This is a genomic window from Actinoplanes sp. NPDC089786 (assembly GCF_040684855.1).
In the GTDB taxonomy this organism is placed as follows: Bacteria; Actinomycetota; Actinomycetes; order Mycobacteriales; family Micromonosporaceae; genus Actinoplanes.
Genome location: NZ_JBFBGU010000020.1, coordinates 1 through 19,835, shown reverse-complemented (window position 1 = coordinate 19,835; position 19,835 = coordinate 1). Strand labels below are relative to the sequence as shown.

Genomic DNA, 19,835 nt, shown 5'->3' with positions numbered 1-19,835 from the left:
CTTCACGCGATCGCCGCCGACCGGCGCAGGAGCCGCTTGGCCAGCACCTCTTCGGTGAGGGCGACCAGCACGCTCTTCACCGACTCGCGGTAGCGCGCGTCGCACTCGACGATCGGCACGCTGAAGTCGAGGCCCAGGGCGTCCCGCACCTCCTCGGGATCGTACCGCTCGGCGTGGTCGAAGTGGTTGATGCCGATCAGGAACGGGATCTCATGCTCCTCGAAGTAGTCGATCGCGGCGAAGCAGTCCTCGATCCGCCGGGTGTCCAGCAGCACGATCGCGCCGAGCGCACCGTCCACCAGGTCGTCCCAGAGGAACGAGAACCGGTCCTGCCCGGGCGTGCCGAACAGGTACAGCAGCAGCGCGTCGTCGAGGGTGATGCGGCCGAAGTCGAGCGCGACCGTGGTGGTGTTCTTGTTCATGACCGCCGAGGTGTCGTCCACGCCGATCGAGCGTTCGGTCATCTCGGCCTCGGTGACCAGCGGCTCGATCTCGGAGACGGCACCGACGAAGGTGGTCTTGCCGACGCCGAAGCCGCCGCTGATGACGATCTTGACGGACACCGGTGCCGGTGCCGCCGAGGGCTCACTAGAGCGCCCGAACACGATCCCTGATCCTTTCGATCACGCTGATGGGAAGCTCACCGAGCTGGTCCTCGACCCGCAGATAGCCCTCCGTGATGAGGTCCGCGACGATCACCCGGACCACTCCGAGGGGTACGCGCAGGGCGACCGCGAGGTCCGCGATCGACATCGGCGCCTGGCACAGCTCCACGATCCGCCGTGACTCGAAGCGCAGCGGCGCGGACAGCGCAGCCGGCGACGCGTGCAACAGCGTCTCGATGCGCAGGCCGTCCTGCAGCGGGCGGGTCCGTCCACCGGTCAGCATGAAGGGGCGGACGAACTGGTCCTCGCCGTCCATGTCCGGACGCACATGCCGGCCCGCGGACGGCCGGTCCCACGGGCCGGTCATCGCGGGAGGTATTGCCGGGACTCGGAGATCAGGGCCGGGGTGAGCAGGTCACCGAAGCGCTCGGCGAGCCGGGAGATCTCGTACCCGACCAGGCCGACATCGCTCTCGCCGCCGGCCACCACCCCCAGGCAGCTGCCGCCGGAGATGACCGACACCAGCAGGAAGCCCCGGCGCATCTCGATCATGATCAGCTTGAGGCCGTCGAAGTCGTACCGGCGGGCCGCGCTGCGGGACACGCTGGCCAGGCTGGACACGATCGCGGCCAGGTGGTCGGCCTCGGCCCGGCCCAGCCCGTCGGAGGCGGCGATCAACAGGCCGTCGGACGACACCGCGACGGCGTCGCGGACGCCGTCGGTCTGGTGCACGAAGTTGCCCAGCAACCAGTTGAACTGGTGCCGGTCCGCGGTGGTGTCAACGCTCATCGGAACCTTCTTCGGGGGGAGGGGAGCCGGCGCCGCGTTGGACGCCGCTGCGGAACGCGGTCAGCCGGGATCGGACCTCGTCGGGCGAGTCGACAACGGCGGCGGTGCGTTCGGCGGTGCGCGTGGTGGCGGCTACCGAGGTGGGTGGGGTGGTGCTGGCGGACTTCTTGGCACGTGGGGTGCGCTTCTTGAGTCCGTTGGGCGTGCGCTCGGTCGTCGTCTCCGGCGCGGGCGCGAAGGTGTAGAGGTCGAGGCCGAGCGAGGAGGAGGTCTTGGCCGATTCGTACGGCGAGGCCGCCCGCTGCGCCGGCACCGTGGGGGTGCCGGTCGCGGTGACGTACTCGATCGTGGTCGGCCGCAGCCGGCCGTCCGGGGTGGTGGCGGTGGACGGTTCGGGCGCGGCCGGCAGCGTCAGGACCTGGGTGTCGGCCAGGTCGGGACGCACGTCGGCGACGGGCTGGGGCGCCGGGGCGGGTGAGGTCGGCACCGGGGCCGGCGCCGGCGCGGACACCTCGGCCTGGAGCGGGGCGGGGGTCGGCGAGACCGCGGCCGGGCCCTCGGCCAGCAGGTGCGACGGCAGCGTGATGCGGGCCGTCACGCCGGTCACCGGGGACGGGGTCAGCTGCACCTCGAGGCCCATGTCGATGGCCAGCCGGCCGACCACGTAGTGGCCCAGGAACCGGGCCGGGGCGCTGATGAAGTCGCCCTCGCCGCGCAGCCGCTGGTTGGCCAGGTCCATGTCGGCCGCGCTCATGCCGATGCCCTGGTCGGTGACGGCGATCAGGTAGCTGTCGCCGATCCGGCGGCCCTGGATCTCGACGTCGGCGTCCGGCGGCGAGAAGGTCAGGCCGTTCTCCACCAGCTCGGCCAGCATGTGCGCGACACCGCTGACCACGGCGCCGGCGATCATCGTGTCGTCCACCCGGCGCAGCGTGACCCGGCGGTACTCCTCGACCTCGGACACCGCGGCCCGGATCACGTCGGCGATCGGCAGCGGCTCGGACCACTGGCGCAGGCTGGCCGCGCCGACCAGGACCAGCAGGCTCTCCGCGTTCCGGCGCATGCGGGTGGCGAGGTGGTCGAGCTCGAACAGGTTGGCCAGGCCGGCCGGGTCGGACTCCTCCCGCTCCAGGCGGGTGATGAAGCCGAGCTGGCGGCGGAGCAGGTTCTGGTTGCGGCGGCCCAGGTTGGCCAGCGACTCGGTGGTCGAGTGTCGCAGCGAGGCCTGTTCGGTGGCCAGCGCGAACGCGGTCGCCTGCACCCGGTCGAGCGCCGAGACCACCGACTTCACCTCGTCCGAGGCCCCGTCGGGTACGACCAGCTCGTGCGGCGCCGCGCCCGGATCACCGGCGGTGGCGCGCTGCACCGAGACCGGCAGCGTCTCGCCGGCCAGCCGGTTGGCCTCGTCGGCCAGGGTGGCGAGCGGCCGGGCGATCGACCGGGAGGCGACCGCGGCCAGGTAGACCGAGCCGGCGAAACAGGCCAGCGCGACCGCGCCGAGCACGATCATCCGCTGGGTCGCCCGGTCCTGCAGGTCGGCGGCGCGGGCCCGGATGACCGAACCCACGTGCTGTTCGAGGCGGAGCATGTCGTCCAGCACGGTGGTCAGGGCCGACCACCAGGACTGCGGGTTCACCAGCAGGTACGAGCTGCCGCCGGCGGCCAGCGCGACCTGCTCGAAGTACGCCGCGGTCTGCGCCGGGCCGGTGCTGAGCACGTAGTCCTTGGCCGCGAGCTGGGTCGGGGTGGCGTACCGCTGGAAGTCGGCCAGCGCCGCGTCCTTGCTCGCGCGCATGGTGACGAACTGCAGGAACTCACCCTTGCCGAAGCCGGTCGCGGAGAAGACGCCGTTGAGGAAGGCCCGCTCCTGGGCGGTGGCCTCCTTGGCGTCGCTGAGCGCCTGGAGGGCCGCGACGCCGCGGCGGAGCTCGGTGTCGGTGGACGCGTCCAGACCGAAGTCGACGTTGGTGAGGTCGGCGATGCGGTCGGTGTAGAACGTGAAGGTGGGCCCGCGACCGGCGGCGCTGGTGTCGGTGCCGGCGCGGACCCCGGCCAGCCCGTCCAGCTTGCGGACGGCGGTGCTGACCCGGTCCTCGACGTCGCCGCCGTCGGCGACCAGCGCCTCGACCGCGGCGCGGCGGTCGTCCACGCGCTGCCGCGCGGGCGCGAGCTCGGCCTTGAAGCCGACGTTGCCACCGAGCAGACCGGCGGTGAGACCACGCTCGGTCTGGAGTTCCTGAACCAGGTCCTGCACCGAGAGGACCAGGGTGACGGCCCGGGCCGAGGCCTCGGCGGTGCGGTAGCCGTCGACCTCGATGACCGTGATGACGCCCAGCAGTCCCAGCACGGCCGCGACCGGTAACGCCAGCGTGCGGACGATCCGGCGGCGGATGGTCCCGCCCGAGCGGGATGCGTTCAGGCTGATGGCCGGACGTCCTCGTGCGGACACGAGATCCTCTTCTCTCTGACTGGTCTTCAGGTGTGGGGCCGAACCCAATGGCATCGCACGGTAGCGACGCGACTACAGCACTCGATCGGGCGCGGTGTCCGTCAACATGGGGTCACTGTCCGCACATGGCGGGGGACACTCTGCACTATCGATGCATAGTTGTCTACAGTGGATCTAGTCTGACGGACCCCGTGTCCGGCGGGACGGTGGGGGCTCGCGGTTCAGTTGGGGTCAGGGGCGTACGCGGTGGCGCCGTCCGGTCAGCGGGAAAGGGTGCGCTCCCCGCGGCGCATTGGCAAGGATCATGCCTGAATGCGTGCGGGTCAACGCTCTCCGTTGATCTTTTACTTATGTGTAATCCGGTAACAACTGTCGGTGTATGCGTAAAACGCCTGCTCGGCGGCCCACCTGGGCGCTTCGGACGCAACCGGCGGCCCCGATTCGCCCGCCCCGGACGAATGTCCTGGTCGTTCGGCCCCTCGCGAGCGGCTTGGCGCACTTGATATCTTTCCGCGGTCACGGCCGGTGAGCCGGCCAGGACCGGCTCGGGACGGAGGTCTCGATGACACGAGTAGACGGCTCATGAGTCGCCACGCACGGAGGTCTCCGATGACGGACAACCGGATGAAGGATCGAGTCAAAGTGATGCTCGGAACACCAGCCGAGACCGAGACGTCGGAGCACGCCATGGTCGCGCCGAACAGCAACAACCCTCGCTTCCCGGACCAGGCCCTGCAGGTGCTCACCATGGCGCAGCGGACCGCCGAGGAGCACGTCGCCACCGCGCACCACCAGGCCGACAAGATCCGCACGGACGCCCAGGCGGCGGCCGAGCAGATCGCCCGGGACGCCCAGGTGCACGCCCACAACGTGCGCCGCGAGGCCGACAAGGTGCTGTTCGAGGCCCGCCAGGCCTCCGAGCAGATGGCCCGGGACGCCCGCGCCCGCACCGAGGAGGCGCAGCAGAACGCCGAGAAGATCATCAACGGCGCCCGCGAGCAGGCCGCGTCGGTCGGCAGCGAGGCGCACCAGGCCGCCGAGCAGCTCAAGGCGGCCGCCCAGCTGCGCTACGACGACGTGGTGGGCAGCCTCGGCTCCCGCCGCGAGTCGCTCCAGCAGCAGATCGAGGCGCTGGAGGCGTTCGACCGGGAGTACCGCTCCCGGCTGACCCACTTCATGCAGGGTCAGCTGCGCGCCCTCTGGGTCGACCAGCCGCAGGTCACCGGCGAGATCGAGGCGATGCCGGCCCCGCCGCCGCCGGCCCACGCCGCGGTCGAGCAGGAGCCGGCCGACGAGCAGCAGGCTGTCCCGAACGGCTTTGTCCCGGCCCAGCGCCCGGCGCACGACGAGGCCGGCGCCGAGGACGAGGAGCAGCAGGAGGAGGAGGACCACCAAGCCGAGCGGTAGTTTTGACGCATGGCGAAAGTGTTGATCATCGGAGGGCACGGCAAGGTCGCGCTGCTGCTGGCGCCGCTTCTGGTCGCCGCGGGCGACGAGGTGACGTCGGTGATCCGCGACCCGGCCCACAGCGATGAGGTGGCGGCCACCGGAGCGACACCGGTGGCCGCCGATGTGCAGGCGCTCGACGTCGCCGGGCTGACCTCGTTGCTCGCCGGGCAGGACGCGGTGGTGTGGTCGGCCGGCGCGGCCGGGCGCGAGCCGTGGCCCGACACCACCTACGCGGTCGACCGGGACGCGGCGATCCGCTCGATGGACGCGGCGTCGGCGGCCGCGGCCCGCCGGTACGTCATGGTCTCCTACTTCGGCGCCGGCAAGGACCACGGTGTCCCTGCCGGCCAGCGCTTCTTCCCGTACGCCGAGGCCAAGGCGGCGGCCGACGACCACCTGCGCGGGTCGCGCCTCGACTGGACCATCCTCGGTCCCAGCGGGCTGACCCTCGACCCGCCGACCGGCCGCATCGAGACCGCGGCCCAGGGCGCCACCAGCGGCCAGGTCGGCCGGGCCGACGTGGCCGCGGTCATCGCCGCCGTCCTGCACGACCCCGCGACAATCGGCCGGACGATCAACTTCAACAACGGCGAGACCCCGATCGCCGACGCGATCGCTAGGTGAGCACCCGCTGGTGCAGGGCCGTCACCACCGCGCGGGCCGAGACGAAGGCGCCGTGCTGCCAGGCGACCTCGTGGCTGAGCCAGTCGCCGGCGAAATAGACGCGGCCGGCCGGTTCGAGGAGCAGGCGGTACGGGGCGCTGCCCCACGGCGGTGACGTCCACGCGCCCTCGAGGTAGGGCGTGCGGTGCCACGCGACGGAGAACGCCGCCGCCAGCTCGGAGCGGTACTTCTCGCCGTGGATCTTGACGCCCTGGTCCACCGCGCGGGCGGTCCGTTCCGCCGGGGTCAGGGCGCCGTAGGCCCGGGCCGCGGCGCCGGTGTTGTAGTAGCCGACGATCAGGCCCCGGCGGGCGTGGAAGTCGTGCGACGGGTACCAGACGTGCGCCAGGTCGAGGTCGGTCTCGGTGATGCCGCCGTAGATCCGCAGGTCGGTCTCCCACCAGCGGCTGCGGTACTCGAGCCCGATCTTGCCGGAGGCGGTCGCCGGGAACGAGCCGAGCGCGGCCGTCACGTCGGCGCCCAGGTTGTGCGGGACCCGGGCCATGAGGTGCGGCGGCAGCGTCGCGATGCAGAAGTCGGCGGTGATCGCTCGCGTCCGCCCGCCCTGCCGGTAGGTCACCGTGACGTCGTGCGCCCGGTTCGAGACGGTCAGAACCTCAGACCCGAGGTGTACGCGGTGCCGGCCGACCGCCGCGGTCAGAGCGGCCGGGATGCGGTCCATGCCACCCACCGGCTGGAACATCATCATCGCCTGGTCATAGCCGAACTCGAAGCTGAAGTACCGGCCGACGTTGCTGGCGAACACGTCGGACAGCCCCGGCGGCCCGGCCAGCGGGGTGCCCGCGTCGTCCCCGGCGCCCGGGTACGAGGCGAAGCCGCGCCGGCTGCCACCGGTGTACGTGTGCGCCGGCCCGATCGCCCCGAAGCCCTCCAGGAACGCCAGCAGCCGCGCCCGGTCCGCCGCCGTCAGCCGGGCGTCCAGCGCGCCCTGGTCGGTGGCCTTGGCGAGCAGCTCGGAGACGTACCCGTAGACGTCGGCCTTGGCCGTGCGGTGACGGATCGGTGTGCCGGTGGCCTCGTTGTAGATGAGCGCGTCGGCGTTGGCGTTGACGAACGGCTGGATCTCGACGCCCAGCTCCCGGCAGTAGTCGAGGGTGACCATCCACTGGGCGATCCGGGCCGGTCCGGCGTTCAGGTAGACGCCGGGGGAGTAGCCGGCCCGCTGGGTGTGCCCGTCCAGGTCGGTCTGGGCGGTGCCGCCGCGGACGGTGAAGTTGCGGCCGCCGGTGACCCCGCGCGCCTCCAGGATCGTGCTGTCGTAGCCGGCCTTGCCCAGTTCGTAGGCGGCGGCCAGCCCGGCGATGCCACCGCCGAGGATGACCACCTTCTTGGCGGCGCGGCCGGTCAGGTGGAAGTCGGAGGGGCGCGGCGCCCGGAAGCCGGGGGCGGTGGCGTGGGCCGGGGCCAGGCCGAGCGCGCCCATGGTGGCGAAGAGCGCGCCGGCGCCACCGCTGACGCCGACGGACTGGAGGAAACGACGACGGCTCAAAGCTGCATCACGCATGTGGTCGATCCTGTGTTCACAGTGTTACATCGACATCGGTCAAAAGTTGCATAGGGGTTTCCGATACTGTCGGCGGTGTGCCGCTGCTGACGTCCCTGTACGGGCCCGACCGGGCCGCCGCCGTGACCGCGCCGGACGCCACGCTGTCCGGTCATGAGCTGCTCGAACGCGCCTCGGGAGTGGCCGCCGCGATCGCCGGCCAGAAGATCGTCGCGGTGGATGCGACGCCGACCGCCGCCACCGTCGTGGCGATCACCGGCGCGCTGCTGGCCGGTGTGCCCGTCGTACCCATCCCGCCCGACGCCGGGCACGTCGAGCGCGCGCACCTGCTCACCGACAGCGGCGCCGCCCTCATCCCGTCCTCGTACCCCAAGGGCGACCTGCCGCCGGAGCCCGGCCCCGACCGGCCCGCGCTCGTGCTCTACACCAGCGGCACCACCGGGCCGCCGAAGGGCGTCGTCATCTCCCGCGCGGCCGTCGCGGCCGGCCTCGACGCGCTCGCCTCGGCCTGGGAGTGGACCGAGGACGACACGCTGGTGCACGGGCTGCCGCTCTACCACGTGCACGGTCTGGTCCTCGGGGTGCTCGGGGCGCTCCGCGTCGGGTCGCCGCTGGTGCACACCGGAAAACCCACCCCTGACGCGTACGCCGCGGCGGGCGGCACCCTCTACTTCGGTGTGCCGACGGTGTGGTCGCGCGTCGTCGCCGCGCCCGCCGCGGCCCGGGCGCTCAGCCACGCTCGCCTGCTCGTCTCCGGGAGCGCCGCCCTGCCCGTAGGAGTGTATGAGGGTTTGGAAGGGCTGACCGGGCAGGCGCCGGTCGAGCGGTACGGGATGACCGAAACGCTGATCACGGTCAGCGCGCGTTCGTCCGGCGAGCGGCGGCCCGGACATGTCGGCACCCCGATCGACGGTGTCCAGACGCGGCTGGTCGACGAGCGCGGCGCTCCGGTGGCCCCGGACGGCGCCACGATCGGCCACCTCCAGGTGCGCGGGCCCACGCTGCTCGACGGCTACCTGCGCGACGGCGCGGTCGTGCCGCCCGACCTGGTCGACGGCTGGTATCCGACCGGGGACGTGGCCACGATCGGGCCGGACGGGTGGCACCGGATCGTCGGGCGCGCCTCCACCGACCTGATCAAGACCGGCGGCTACCGGGTCGGCGCCGGCGAGGTCGAGGACGCGCTGCTGGCCCACCCGGCGGTGCGGGAGGCGGCGGTGATCGGCACCCCGCACGACGACCTGGGGGAACAGATCACCGCGTTCGTCGTGCTCACCGGTCCGGTCGACTCCTCCGCGTTGATCAACTTCGTGGCCGGCCGGCTGGCCGCGCACAAGCGCCCGCGGGAGATCCGGCCGGTCGGCGAGCTTCCTCGCAACCCCATGGGCAAGGTGCAGAAGAGTCGCCTACGGTGAGAATGTGTCGACGATCCTGAACCGCCGCGACCTCGACTTCCTCCTGTACGAGTGGCTCGACGTCGAGTCGCTGACCGCCGACCCGCGGTTCGCCGACCACGGGCGCGAGACGTTCGACGCCGCGCTCGACCTCGCCGCCGTCCTGGCCGAGCGGGAGTTCGCCCCGCACAACCGCCGCAACGACCTCGAGGAGCCGACCTTCGACGGCACGACCGTCACGGTCATCCCCGAGGTGGGCAAGGCGCTGCGGTCGTTCGCCGACGCCGGGCTGCTGTCGGCCACCTTCCCCTCGTCGGTCGGCGGCATGGACCTGCCCCACGTGGTCGGGCGGGCGTGTTTCGCGTGGTTCCAGGCGGCGAACATCGCCACGTCGGCCTATCCGATGCTGACCATGGGCAATGCCGCGTTGCTCCTCCGGTACGGTTCGCCGGCCCAGATCTCTTCCTACGTGCGACCGATGCTTTCCGGCCGCTTCACCGGCACGATGTGCCTTTCCGAGCCGCAGGCCGGGTCGTCGCTCAGCGACGTTGTTTGTAAAGCGGCTCGTCAGGACGACGGCACGTACTCCATCACCGGGTCCAAGATGTGGATCTCGGGCGGCGACCATGAGCTCACCGAGACCATCGTCCACCTGGTTCTCGCGCGCGTCGTCGGCGCTCCGGCCGGGGTGAAGGGCCTGTCGCTCTTCATCGTGCCCAAGCATGACGTCGAGACCGGCGAGCGCAACAACGTCACGCTGGCCGGGCTCAACCACAAGATGGGCTTCCGGGGTACGACCAACGCGGTGCTCGCCTTCGACGGCGCCACCGGCCACCTGGTCGGCGACGAGGGTCAGGGCCTGGCGCAGATGTTCCACATGATGAACGAGGCGCGCATCGGGGTCGGGGCGGGCGCCGTGGCCCTCGGATACACGGGGTATCTGCACGCTCTCGCGTACGCGCGGGAACGGCGCCAAGGCCGGCCACCCGCCGGGAAGGACCCGAACGCACCCGCCGTGCCCATCGTGCGCCACCCCGACGTGCGGCGGATGCTGCTGGCGTCCAAGAGCTACGTCGAGGGCGGCCTGGCGCTGATCCTCTACGCCGCCAAGCTCGTCGACCAGGGCAACGACCAGCTGCTGGACGTGCTCACCCCGATCGTCAAGGCGTGGCCGTCCCAGTGGTGCCTGCGCGCCAACGACCTGGCCATCCAGGTGCACGGCGGCTACGGCTACACCCGGGAATACCCGGTCGAGCAGTTCTACCGCGACAACCGCCTCAACCCCATCCACGAGGGTACGGACGGCATCCAGGCGCTCGACCTCCTCGGCCGGAAGGTGCTGCTGAACAATGGCCTCGACGTGCTTCTCTCGGCCATCCGAGCCTCCTGCGCCGCCGAGTCCGCCTATTCCACGCGCCTGCTGGCCCTCTGCGACCGCCTCGCCTCGGTCACGGCCGCGTTGTGGGCCTCGGGCGACCCCGGCCGGGCGCTGGCCAACGCCTCGACCTACCTGGACGCGGCCGGGCACATCGTGATCGCCTGGATGTGGCTGTCCCAGCTGTCCGCCGCCGGCGACCGGGCCGGCGCCTTCTACGACGGCAAGCGGCTCGCCGCCCGGTACTTCTTCGACCACGAACTCCCGCGCGTCGGCCCGTGGCTCGACCTGCTCGAATCCGGCGACACCCTGCTCCTCGACCTGGACGACTCGGTGCTGTGAGCCCGCGCCGTATTTCGCGGGCGCCGGTTCCCACTCGCCGCTAGCCTGCGGGGCGATGACTATCGCGCATGAGGTGACCGGCGAAGGTCCCACCGTCGTCCTGCTCCACTCGACGGTGTGCGACCGCCGCATGTGGACCCCGCTGGTCCGCGACCTGGCCGCCGCCGGCCACCGGGTGATCACCTGCGACCTGCCCGGCTTCGGCGACACCCCGGTGCCCGCCGAGCCCTACAACGACGCCGACGAGGTGTCCGCCCTCTTCGACCGGGCGGCGCTGATCGGCTCCTCCGGCGGCGGCGGGGTGGCCCTCGAACTGGCCGCCCGCTTCCCGTCCCGCGTGACGGCGCTGGCCCTGCTGTGCACGGCCTTGCCCGGCCACCCGCCCAGCGAGGCCCGCCGCGCCTTCGGCAACCGGGAGGACGCCCTCCTGGCCGCCGGCGACCTCGAGGCGGCCACCGCCCTGAACGTATCCACGTGGCTGGGCCCCGAAGCCTCCGTGGCGACCCGCGCCTCGGTCCACACCATGCAGCGCCACGCCTTCGACATCCAGCGGGCCGCCCCCGAGCCCGCCGAGATCACCCACCCCTACGACATCGCCGCGATCACCGCCCCCACCCTGCTCGTCTCCGGGGCCCACGACCTCCCCGAGTTCACCGACACAGCCACCCACGTGGCCGCCACCCTGCCGAACGCCGACCACCGCCACCTCGACTGGGCCGGCCACCTCCCCAGCCTCGAACGCCCCGACCTCATCAACCCCCTCCTGATCGACTTCCTCAGCTAGCCGCCGCACTCAACCTCACCGGCTCGGTGCCCGCTCTCGCTGGGTGCCGGCCCTCGCGGCGTGGCTGCTCTTGCTGGGTGCCGGCCCTCGCGCTGGTCATGGGCTGAGGTCGGTTGCCAGGCGCCCGGGCTGCCCGCTCACCCTCGCTGCCGCCCCTCACCCTGGTTGCCCGGCGCTGGTGGTAGGCCCTGACGGTGTTCGGGGCTGCGATGCCGTGTTGGCCCACCACTGGCGGGAGCGGTGGTGGCGCGGCACGGTATGGCCGGCCCGGTCAAGCCGATGCCCTGAAGCCGGCCGCGTTGTCATGCCGGTGTTAGGCGCCACGGGGCATGCTGGCGGGATGCGAGCCAAGGCGCGCTTCACGATTCTGTACGCCGGGGGGTTTCTCGCCTCCGGGGTGGTGCTGCTGGTTCTGACGTTCGCGCTGGCCCAAGGGCGGTCGACGGTGCCGGTGGGTGGGCCGCCGGCGGCGCCTGAGCCGGCCATTCACGCTCGGCAGCTGGTGGTGGGGGCGCTGCTGGCCCTGGTCGTCATGGCGGGGGCGTCGCTGGTGCTCGGGCGGTTGCTGGCCCGGCGGGTGCTGCGGCCGCTGCGGGACATCACGGACGCCACGCGGCGGATCTCCGCCGACAGCCTTGACCAGCGGCTGGCCGTGGACGGGCCGGCCGACGAGGTGAAGGATCTGGCCGACACGATCGACGAGCTGCTCGGACGGCTGGAAACCTCGTTCACCGCCCAGGGTCGTTTCGTGGCCAACGCGTCGCACGAGTTACGCACGCCGCTGGCCACGATGCGCGCCTCGCTCGACGTGGCGGTGGCCAAGCCCGCCGCGGCGGCGTCGACGGTGGCGCTGGCCGACCGGCTCCGCGTCCAGCTCGACCGGGTCGACCACCTGCTCGAAGGTTTCCTGGTGCTGGCCCGGGCCCAGCACGGCGCCCTGGCCGGCACCTCGCCGGTCGACCTCACCGCGCTGGTGGCGGCCGCCCTGCCCGCCGCCCGCCCGGCGACCACCCTGGATCTGCCCTCGTCGCTGGTCGTCCAGGGCAGCCCGCCCCTGCTGTCCCGCCTGGTCGGCAACCTCGTCGACAACGCCGTCACCCACAACGAGCCCACCGGCTGGATCAAGATCAAGGGCATGCGGGGGTACGCCGGGACGACGCTGATCGTCGAGACCGGCGGCCCGGTCCTCGACCAGCGCGAGGTGGACCGCCTGACCCAGCCGTTCGAACGCCTGGGCCACGAACGCACCGGCTCCTCCGGCCTGGGCCTGTCCATCGTGGCGGCGGTGGCCGCGGCCCACGGCGGCCAGGTCGGCCTGCTGGCCCGTCCCGGCGGCGGCCTCCGCGTGACCGTGGTGCTCCCGTCGTGAGGATCCTGGTCGTGGAGGACGACCCGGCCCTGGCCGAGGTGATCGCCGAGGGCCTGCGGGACCAGGGCCTGGCCGTGGACCTGACCCACGACGGCCTGACCGCCGCCGCGAAACTGGACGTCACCACCCCCGACGTCGTCATCCTCGACCGGGACCTGCCCGGCCTGCACGGCGACACCCTCTGCCAGATGATCACCGAGGCTCCGCTCCGGGCCGGACGCCCCGGCCGTCCGATGGTCCTGATGCTCACCGCGGCCGGCGCCCCCGGCGACCGGGTCAGTGGCCTGACCCTGGGCGCCGACGACTACCTGTCCAAGCCGTTCCACTTCCCCGAGCTGATCCTGCGGATCCACGCGCTGGCGCGCCGCCGCCCCTACGCCCGCGCGAGAACTCTGTCAGTGGCCGGCATCGACCTGGACCCGGTGCGCCGGATCGCCACCCGGGACGGCCGCGGCCTGGACCTGTCGGTGAAGGAGTTCGCCGTCCTGGCGGCGCTGCTCCAGGCCAGCCCCGGCTTCCTGAGCGCCGAGGCCCTGCTCGACCAGGTCTGGGACGAGAACGCCGACCCGTTCACCAACACCGTGGCCGTCACCGTCGGCCGCCTGCGCCGCAAACTGGGCGACCCGCCCGCCATCGTCACCACGCCCGGGGTCGGCTACCGCGTGCCGCCGGCCGAGTGACCACCCGTTCTCAGCAGTTTCACACCCAAAATCAACGACCAATGCTGAGGTACGCGCACACCAAAGTCCCGCCATCCGGGCCCAGCCGCCGTCGCTGGTCCCGCTCCGCGCGCCCCCGCCGGGTCGTCCCACCCGGTCCCGCCAGCATCCCCATACGGCCCAAAGCCCCGCCCGGCCTCGCCCCGCTGTGCCGCGCCCCGCCTCGATCCTGCTTGCCTTGACCCGCTCGCCTCGGCTTGCCTCGACCCGCCTGGCCCTGCCCGGAGAAGTAGGCATGGGCACGCGCGGGGCCGGGGCGGCTAGGGCCGTGGTTCGGCGCCGGCCAGCAGGGTCAGGGCGGCTGCGACGGTGGCGGCCATGGCGTCTCGGGCGGGTGCGATGTACTTGCGGGGGTCGACCAGGGTGGGGTTTTCGGTGAGGGTGGCGCGTACGGCGCCGGTGAAGGCTGTGTTCAGGGCTGTGCCGATGTTGACCTTGAGCATGCCGGCGTGGACGGCCTGGGTCAGTTCGTGGTCGGGGACGCCTGAGGAGCCGTGCAGGACCAGGGGTACGGGGACGGCGTCGCGTAGGCGGGCGATCAGGTCGTGGTCGAGGGTTGCTGTGCGGGTGAGCATGGCGTGGGAGGAACCGACCGCCACGGCCAGGGCGTCGATGCCGGTTGCCGCGACGTAGGACGCCGCCTCGGTGGGGTCGGTGCGGACGCCGGGGGCGTGGGCGCCGTCCTTGCCGCCTACCTCGCCCAGTTCGCTCTCCACCCACAGGCCCTGCGCGTGGCACCGTTTCGTGGCGGCATGGGTCGCGGCCACGTTCTCGTCGAACGGGCGCTTCGACGCGTCGTACATGACTGAACCGAAGCCGTTGCCGGCCGCCTGGTCGAGCAGTTCGTCGTCCTCGACGTGGTCCAGGTGCAGCGCGACCGGGACGGTGGCGGCCTCGGCGATGCTCAGCGCGGCGGCGGCGATCGGGGCCAGGCGGCGGTGGTGGAACTTCACCGCGTTCTGGCTGATCTGCAGGATCACCGGCAGGCCGGCCTGCTCGGCGCCGGTGACGATGGCCTCGGCGTGCTCGATCATGATCACGTTGAAGGCGCCCGCCGCGCCGCCGGTCGCGCGCGCCCGGTCGATCAGCTCTCCGGTCGGGATGAACATCTGGTGCTCCTCAGCATCGGGGTGGAACGGGGTGGCCGACCACGGCGGCGGCTGCTCGTAGCCGGTGGTAGGTGTCCGGGTCGAAGGATCCGGCGACCGGCGCGGCCACCGTGGCGCCGGACAGCGCGACGGCGTCGGCCAGCATCTCGGGCCAGGGGGTGCCGTCCCGCAAGCCTCGCGCGAGGGCCGCGACACAGGCGTCTCCCGCGCCGGTCGGGTTGCCGGCCACGACCTCGGGCGGGGGCGCTTCCCAGCCGCCGCCTTCCGCCACGGCGAGCAGGCCTTGCGGGCCCCGTGACACCACGACCGAGCGGGCTCCCAGGGAGCGAACGTGTTCGGCCCGCTCCCGCCACGCGCTGACGGTTGTCGGGGACGCGTCGACCGAGGAGCCGGTGGGGGGAGGGGAGGACGCGGACGCGGTGGGGGGAGGGGAGAGCGCGGAGGTGGCTTGGGGAGGGGAAGGCGCGGCGGTGGCTGGGGGTGGGGCTTTGCGGTGGGCCAGGAGGTCGGCCAGCTCGGCCGCGTTGGGTTTGGCTATGTGGGGGCGCGCGGCCAAGGCCTCGTGCAGGGCGGGGCCGCTGGTGTCGAGGACCACGGGTACGTCGTGCTCGGCGGCCAGGAGGGTCAGGGTCGCGTAGCCGTCGGTCGGGATGCCGGGCGGGAGGGAACCGCACAGGGCCACCACCGTGGCCCGGGGGAGCAGGGTTCGGAAGTGGCTCATGAAGGCCGACCACGACTCGGCGGTGATCTGCGGGCCGGGCTCCCAGAAGCCGGTGGCATCGGTCCCGTCGGCGACGGTGACCGTGCGGCGGGATTCGATCGGGGCGGTCACGAACGATGACGGCAGGCCCGCCGTACGGAGCAGGTCGGTGATCTGGGTGCCGACGGCACCGCCGACGATGCCGGTCGCCAGCACCGGCTCGCCCAGGGCGTGCAGGACGCGGGCCACGTTCAGGCCCTTGCCGCCGGCGCGGGACCGCACCGACGAGACCCGGTGGGTGGCGTGCGGGATCAGCGCATCGACCGTGTACGTGAGGTCGAGCGCCGGATTCAACGTCACCGTGACGATCATTCTGAGGCCGAGTCAACTGATCGAACGCGCAGCTGTCAACAGCCGTTTGTGCGCGTATGGTGCTCGCTGGCACGGCAATGTGGCAATCGTGCATTCCAGAGTGAGCGTTTGAGCATTTCTAGGAGCGAGTGTGGACGTACTGGTCGTCGGCGACGCCAACCCCGACCTGATTCTGCGCGGCGACGTGCGGCCGCGGTTCGGGCAGGCCGAGCAACTGCTGACCGGGGCCGATCTGGTGCTCGGCGGGTCGGCGTCGATCACGGCGGCGGGTCTGGCCAGGCTCGGTGTGCGTACGGCGCTGCTGACGGCGATCGGCCACGACGTCTTCGGCGACGTGACCCGGCGGGCGATCACCGGCCGTGGCGTCGAGCTGCGTGAGGTCGAGCGGGCCGACAACACCCCGACCGGCCTCAGCGTGATCCTCTCCGAGCCGGGCGACAAGGCGATCCTCACGCTGCCGGGCACGATCCCGGCGCTCCGCCCCGACGACATCACCGACGAGCACCTGGCCGGCGTACGCCACCTGCACGTCTCCAGCCTCTATCTCCAGCCCGCCCTGGCCGCCGGGCTGGCCCCGGTCTTCGCCCGGGCGCGGGCCCAGGGCCTGACCACGTCGCTGGACACCAACTGGGACCCGGCCGAGAAGTGGGAGTCGATCGGCGCGATCCTCGAGCACACCGACGTCTTCCTGCCCAACGCCAACGAGCTGCGCGCGGTCACCGGGGTGACCGACCTGGACGCGGCGGCCCGTTCCCTGGGGAGCACCACGGTGGTGATGAAGGACGGCGAACACGGCGCCCGCGCCTGGTGGACCGGCAACAGCGCCACCACCCCCGGCCACGCCGTCGAGGTCGTCGACACCACCGGCGCCGGTGACAGCTTCAACGCCGGCTTCCTGGCCGCCCGCCTCCAGGATCAAGGCATCGAAGAGGCCCTGCGCTGGGCGGTCGCGGCGGGTTCCCTGAGCACCCGTGCCGCCGGCGGCACCGCGGCCCAGGCCACCCGCGACGACGTCCTCGCCCTGACGCGCTAGGAACTGCTCCGCGCGGCGGCGCTCGGGGCGACCGACGCGCTGTGTGTGGTGACGCCGAAGGACCGCAGAGGCGTGGGGCTTGGGGCGCGGTTGTCGGATGAGGATTGCGCCCGGGGCGAGAGCGGCCGGGTTCAAGGCGTGGGTGGCGGGTCAGCTGATGAGGCTCAGGCCCAGGGCCAGGACGGCCAGGCCCTGCAGGATGGCTCGGGGGGCGATGATGCGGTCCCAGTTCTGTTGCAGGGCGCGGGCGTCGGCGGGGGTTTCGTGGGCGGCGGCGGCCGCGGTGAGTTTGCGGTTGATGGGGGCGCTGATCCGCAGGTAGAGCAGAATCCAGACGGCCAGCAGGACGAAGGCCGCGCCGGCGGTTGCCGCGGCGGTGGGGCGGCCGGCCAGGGCGGCCAGCACGGCAGCGACGGCGGCGGCGATGATGCCGATGATTCCGGGCGCGGGCATGCGCCGGTCGGCCACGCGGTGGACGTTGCCCATGACGGCGGTGAGGGTGGCGTCGTCGACCCGGGCGAGGGCGGGTCGCTGGACGAGCGCGAAGAAGGCGTCGGCGCCGTAGACGATCGCGGTGCTCACGATCGCCACGAGCGCGGCCAGCTGGGCGAGCAGCGTCATGCCTGGAGCCCGCCCAGCTGCGGCAGGGCGCCGATCTGCTGGAACATCTGCATCAGGTTCAGCTGGTCCCAGTGCTCGACGAACAGGCCGTCCTGGACGCGCCAGATGTCGATGCTGCGCATCTCGACGGGTTGGCCGCTGGCGGGGATGCCCAGCAGGTCGCCGGTGTGGGTGCCCCGGTAGACGAAGCGGCCCACCACCCGGTCGCCGGCGATGATCAGGTCTTCCATCGTGACGGTGACGTCGGGGAGGCCGGTGAAGAACGCGGCCCAGAACTGCCGGTTGGCCTCGCGGCCGTCGGCGACGAAGTCGTTGTGGTTCAGGTAGTTCTCGGCGACGAACTTCTCGACCAGGTCGGGGTTGTGGGTGTTGGTCATCTCGACGAAGAGGTCGGCGAGCTGGCGTCCGGGTGTGGTCATGTCGGGCTCCTCCAACAGGGGTTAGCGTTGCTACCGTTAGCGACGCTAACCCCTCCCGGACGCTCGCGTCAATAGCGTTGCTAGAACGGGTAGCAGTGCTACAGTCGGGTGTGGCAATCGAAGACCGCCGGCAACGCGAGCGCCTCGCCCGTCGCCGGCTCATCACGGCAACGGCGCGCGCCCTGGCCGAGAGCGAGGGCTGGGACGCGGTCACCACGCGCCGGTTGTCGACCGAGATCGAATACAGCCAGCCGGTGCTGTACAAGCATTTCGGGTCGATGGACGACATCGTCGAGGCCGTCGCCGTCGAGGGCTTCGGCGAACTCGCCGAGACGCTGCGCGCGGCCCGCCTCGGCAGCCCCACACCCGCCGACGAGCTCGGCCGGGTCGCCGCCGCCTTCAACGCCTTCGCCGCGGCGAACCCCGCCCTCTACGACGCGATGTTCATCCGGTCGACGCGGCTGCACTTCGGTGCCGACGACACTCCGGCGCCGCTGATCGAAGCGTTCACCGCACTGCGCGAGACCGTCGCCACGGTCGCCGCCGATCGCGACGTCGACACCCTCACCGAGGTCTTCTGGGCCGCCCTGCACGGCTTGGCCACCCTCGGCCGCACCGCCCGCCTACGCCCCGACCACGACACCGCCCGCATCAACCTGTTGGTAACCCAGTTCCAGGCGGCTGCCTTCTGACTGGACGTTTTAGTGGTGTAGGTGTGTTAGCGGCGGTTTGAGAAAACGCGATCATGGCCCTGGCTGGCCGATACACCCGAATCAACCCTTTCGAGTTGACTCTGATATGAGTAGATCTGCGGGCTTTAATCCCTCGATCGTGTTTGATCAGCTTTCCGCCAGGAATCGACGGACCCGGCGTCCCCACCGCCTGCCTGTACCACCGTATCCCCAGGTCATGACCGAACGACGCGCATATCCGTCCGACCTGTCCGACGCCCGCTGGGCCCTGATCGCACCCCGGCTGACCGCGTGGCGCCAGGCTCGCACCGACGTCCGTACCGCGCTCGGGATCAAGGGCCGCACTCCCACCCACGACCTGCGCGAGATCTTCAACGCCATCCTCTACGTCAACCGCACCGGTATCGCCTGGCGCTACCTCCCGCACGACTTCCCTCCACACGCGACGGTCTACGGCTACTTCGCCTTATGGAGCAAGGAAGGGATCTTCGTCGAACTCAACTATCAGCTCACCGGACTCGTCCGCGATCACCACGGCCGCACCGTCGAGCCGACCGCAGCAATCATGGACACCCAGAGCGTCAAGACATCGACCAGCGTGCCCATCAATACCCAAGGCATCGACGCCGGCAAAAAGATCGTCGGCCGTAAACGCGGCATCATCACCGGCACCCTCGGCCTGCTGCTCGCCGTGATCGTCACCGCCGCCAGCGTCAGCGACAACACCATCGGCAACGATCTGCTCGACCAGGCCACCGCCAGCCACCCGACGCTGACCAAGACCTGGGTCGATGCCGGGTTCAAGGTCAAAACCGTCGAACACGGCGCCACACTCGGCGTCGACGTCGAGATCGTCACCAAGGATCCGCAGGTCAGAGGGTTCAGCGTGGTCAAGCGCCGCTGGGTCGTCGAACGCACGATCGGCTGGCTCATGCAGCATCGCCGGCTCGTACGCGACTACGAAACCCTTCCTGGCAACTCCGCCAGCATGATCACCATCGCCATGATCGACAGCCTCGCCCGGCGGCTCACCGACGAAACCACCCCAACCTGGCGAGAATCCCAAAACGCATAACACCGCAAAATACGTTAATCAGACGTCCTCTCAGTAGCGCTTCGATATCGCTGGCCACACCCGGGGCCCGATCTCCCATCTGGGAGTTACGGGCGAACCAGGCGGGCAGTTCTCTGGTTGGATCCGGCCAGAATTGGATCAGCCAGTAGTACCCGTCGCCGTCAGCCGGTCGGCGTGCGACTCGTACACGGAACCACTCCGTGTCGCCGAGGTGAAGGTCGGCCTCACCGTAGCCGCCGGTCAGGTCCGTCAGGGTCAATTCGCCCGAGCTTGATCGGAACGGTGTTTCCAGGATCTCATCGAAGTGTGCGCGCTCCGCCGCGGGCGGCACGTCGTGCAGCTCAATACGCA

20 protein-coding genes are annotated in these 19,835 nt (G+C 71.5%); 10 read left to right on the top strand and 10 right to left on the bottom strand.

Features of this window, described 5'->3' with window-relative positions:
* Positions 1–2 precede the first annotated feature (2 nt).
* From AB0O15_RS37020 to AB0O15_RS37005, 4 genes are read right to left on the bottom strand one after another with little or no spacing between them, the layout of a single operon-like run.
* A complete protein-coding gene (locus AB0O15_RS37020; protein ID WP_364328971.1) occupies positions 3–605 on the bottom strand; it encodes an ATP/GTP-binding protein in 603 nt (200 codons plus the stop codon).
* On the bottom strand, positions 589–921 hold the full coding sequence (locus tag AB0O15_RS37015) for a DUF742 domain-containing protein (protein ID WP_364329325.1): 333 nt from the start codon (positions 919–921) through the stop codon (positions 589–591). The genes AB0O15_RS37020 and AB0O15_RS37015 overlap by 17 nt, the downstream gene beginning before the upstream one ends.
* A gap of 47 nt (positions 922–968) precedes the next feature.
* Entirely contained in the window at positions 969–1,394 is a 426-nt protein-coding gene (locus AB0O15_RS37010; protein ID WP_364328968.1) for a roadblock/LC7 domain-containing protein, read from the bottom strand.
* Positions 1,384–3,843 (bottom strand): nitrate- and nitrite sensing domain-containing protein, encoded by a 2,460-nt coding sequence (locus tag AB0O15_RS37005; protein WP_364328965.1) that lies wholly within the window; start codon positions 3,841–3,843, stop codon positions 1,384–1,386. The genes AB0O15_RS37010 and AB0O15_RS37005 overlap by 11 nt, the downstream gene beginning before the upstream one ends.
* Before the next feature lie 624 nt (positions 3,844–4,467).
* On the opposite strand from AB0O15_RS37005, the gene AB0O15_RS37000 reads away from it, so the two are divergent.
* Together AB0O15_RS37000 and AB0O15_RS36995 are read left to right on the top strand one after the other, a co-directional pair.
* Complete coding sequence (locus AB0O15_RS37000; RefSeq protein WP_364328962.1) at positions 4,468–5,250, top strand: hypothetical protein; 783 nt, start codon at positions 4,468–4,470, stop codon at positions 5,248–5,250.
* 9 nt (positions 5,251–5,259) lie between these two features.
* Positions 5,260–5,916: an NAD(P)H-binding protein gene (locus AB0O15_RS36995; RefSeq protein WP_364328959.1), complete on the top strand. Its 657-nt coding sequence runs from the start codon at positions 5,260–5,262 to the stop codon at positions 5,914–5,916.
* On the opposite strand, the gene AB0O15_RS36990 is transcribed toward AB0O15_RS36995, so the two are convergent.
* Positions 5,909–7,480 carry an FAD-dependent oxidoreductase gene (locus AB0O15_RS36990; RefSeq protein ID WP_364328956.1) on the bottom strand — a complete coding sequence of 524 codons (1,572 nt, stop codon included), beginning with the start codon at positions 7,478–7,480 and terminating at the stop codon, positions 5,909–5,911. The two genes, AB0O15_RS36995 and AB0O15_RS36990, sit on opposite strands and share 8 nt — an antisense overlap.
* A gap of 77 nt (positions 7,481–7,557) precedes the next feature.
* On the opposite strand from AB0O15_RS36990, the gene AB0O15_RS36985 reads away from it, so the two are divergent.
* The 5 genes from AB0O15_RS36985 to AB0O15_RS36965 all read left to right on the top strand — a co-directional run bounded on the left by AB0O15_RS36985 (position 7,558) and on the right by AB0O15_RS36965 (position 13,424).
* The gene (locus AB0O15_RS36985) at positions 7,558–8,895 is read left to right on the top strand and encodes an AMP-binding protein (RefSeq protein ID WP_364328953.1); all 1,338 of its coding nucleotides are present in this window, start codon (positions 7,558–7,560) and stop codon (positions 8,893–8,895) included.
* 4 nt (positions 8,896–8,899) lie between these two features.
* Positions 8,900–10,591: an acyl-CoA dehydrogenase gene (locus AB0O15_RS36980; RefSeq protein WP_364328950.1), complete on the top strand. Its 1,692-nt coding sequence runs from the start codon at positions 8,900–8,902 to the stop codon at positions 10,589–10,591.
* Positions 10,592–10,646: 55 nt separating this feature from the next.
* Positions 10,647–11,375, top strand: a complete 729-nt coding sequence (locus AB0O15_RS36975) for an alpha/beta fold hydrolase (protein WP_364328947.1) — start codon at positions 10,647–10,649, stop codon at positions 11,373–11,375.
* A 340-nt stretch (positions 11,376–11,715) separates the two neighbouring features.
* Positions 11,716–12,744, top strand: coding sequence for a HAMP domain-containing sensor histidine kinase (locus AB0O15_RS36970; RefSeq protein ID WP_364328944.1), 1,029 nt, complete (start codon positions 11,716–11,718; stop codon positions 12,742–12,744).
* Positions 12,741–13,424, top strand: coding sequence for a response regulator transcription factor (locus AB0O15_RS36965; RefSeq protein WP_364328941.1), 684 nt, complete (start codon positions 12,741–12,743; stop codon positions 13,422–13,424). The genes AB0O15_RS36970 and AB0O15_RS36965 overlap by 4 nt, the downstream gene beginning before the upstream one ends.
* Positions 13,425–13,723: 299 nt before the next feature.
* Here the strand turns inward: AB0O15_RS36965 and AB0O15_RS36960 are convergent, their stop codons facing one another.
* Both AB0O15_RS36960 and AB0O15_RS36955 read right to left on the bottom strand, forming a co-directional pair.
* Positions 13,724–14,572 carry a class II fructose-bisphosphate aldolase gene (locus AB0O15_RS36960; protein WP_364328938.1) on the bottom strand — a complete coding sequence of 283 codons (849 nt, stop codon included), beginning with the start codon at positions 14,570–14,572 and terminating at the stop codon, positions 13,724–13,726.
* Positions 14,573–14,582: 10 nt separating this feature from the next.
* Positions 14,583–15,632 (bottom strand): 1-phosphofructokinase family hexose kinase, encoded by a 1,050-nt coding sequence (locus AB0O15_RS36955; RefSeq protein ID WP_364328936.1) that lies wholly within the window; start codon positions 15,630–15,632, stop codon positions 14,583–14,585.
* Between the two features lie 142 nt (positions 15,633–15,774).
* On the opposite strand from AB0O15_RS36955, the gene AB0O15_RS36950 reads away from it, so the two are divergent.
* Entirely contained in the window at positions 15,775–16,677 is a 903-nt protein-coding gene (locus AB0O15_RS36950) for a sugar kinase (protein WP_364328933.1), read from the top strand.
* A 150-nt stretch (positions 16,678–16,827) separates the two neighbouring features.
* Here AB0O15_RS36950 and AB0O15_RS36945 read toward each other — a convergent pair whose 3' ends face one another.
* Both AB0O15_RS36945 and AB0O15_RS36940 read right to left on the bottom strand, forming a co-directional pair.
* Entirely contained in the window at positions 16,828–17,298 is a 471-nt protein-coding gene (locus AB0O15_RS36945; protein WP_364328930.1) for a DUF1772 domain-containing protein, read from the bottom strand.
* Complete coding sequence (locus AB0O15_RS36940; protein ID WP_364328927.1) at positions 17,295–17,717, bottom strand: ester cyclase; 423 nt, start codon at positions 17,715–17,717, stop codon at positions 17,295–17,297. Before AB0O15_RS36940 ends, AB0O15_RS36945 begins: the two co-directional genes overlap by 4 nt.
* A gap of 110 nt (positions 17,718–17,827) precedes the next feature.
* Between AB0O15_RS36940 and AB0O15_RS36935 the strand changes: the two genes are divergently transcribed.
* Positions 17,828–18,409, top strand: a complete 582-nt coding sequence (locus AB0O15_RS36935) for a helix-turn-helix domain-containing protein (protein ID WP_364328924.1) — start codon at positions 17,828–17,830, stop codon at positions 18,407–18,409.
* Between the two features lie 217 nt (positions 18,410–18,626).
* The gene (locus AB0O15_RS36930; RefSeq protein ID WP_364328922.1) at positions 18,627–19,484 is read left to right on the top strand and encodes an IS5 family transposase; all 858 of its coding nucleotides are present in this window, start codon (positions 18,627–18,629) and stop codon (positions 19,482–19,484) included.
* Here the strand turns inward: AB0O15_RS36930 and AB0O15_RS36925 are convergent.
* Positions 19,438–19,835: hypothetical protein (locus AB0O15_RS36925; protein ID WP_364328919.1), on the bottom strand; the 398-nt coding region annotated here is incomplete at its 5' end. The genes AB0O15_RS36930 and AB0O15_RS36925 overlap by 47 nt on opposite strands.

Bases quoted from the DNA above. Each gene is read 5' to 3' on its own strand.
- AB0O15_RS36990 (WP_364328956.1), bottom strand. From the start codon at position 7,480: ATGCGTGATGCAGCTTTGAGCCGTCGTCGTTTCCTCCAGTCCGTCGGC.
- AB0O15_RS37010 (WP_364328968.1), bottom strand. From the start codon at position 1,394: ATGAGCGTTGACACCACCGCGGACCGGCACCAGTTCAACTGGTTGCTG.
- AB0O15_RS36960 (WP_364328938.1), bottom strand. From the start codon at position 14,572: ATGTTCATCCCGACCGGAGAGCTGATCGACCGGGCGCGCGCGACCGGC.
- AB0O15_RS37015 (WP_364329325.1), bottom strand. From the start codon at position 921: ATGGACGGCGAGGACCAGTTCGTCCGCCCCTTCATGCTGACCGGTGGA.
- AB0O15_RS36940 (WP_364328927.1), bottom strand. From the start codon at position 17,717: ATGACCACACCCGGACGCCAGCTCGCCGACCTCTTCGTCGAGATGACC.
- AB0O15_RS36970 (WP_364328944.1), top strand. From the start codon at position 11,716: ATGCGAGCCAAGGCGCGCTTCACGATTCTGTACGCCGGGGGGTTTCTC.
- AB0O15_RS36975 (WP_364328947.1), top strand. From the start codon at position 10,647: ATGACTATCGCGCATGAGGTGACCGGCGAAGGTCCCACCGTCGTCCTG.
- AB0O15_RS36930 (WP_364328922.1), top strand. From the start codon at position 18,627: ATGACCGAACGACGCGCATATCCGTCCGACCTGTCCGACGCCCGCTGG.
- AB0O15_RS37000 (WP_364328962.1), top strand. From the start codon at position 4,468: ATGAAGGATCGAGTCAAAGTGATGCTCGGAACACCAGCCGAGACCGAG.
- AB0O15_RS36945 (WP_364328930.1), bottom strand. From the start codon at position 17,298: ATGACGCTGCTCGCCCAGCTGGCCGCGCTCGTGGCGATCGTGAGCACC.
- AB0O15_RS36995 (WP_364328959.1), top strand. From the start codon at position 5,260: ATGGCGAAAGTGTTGATCATCGGAGGGCACGGCAAGGTCGCGCTGCTG.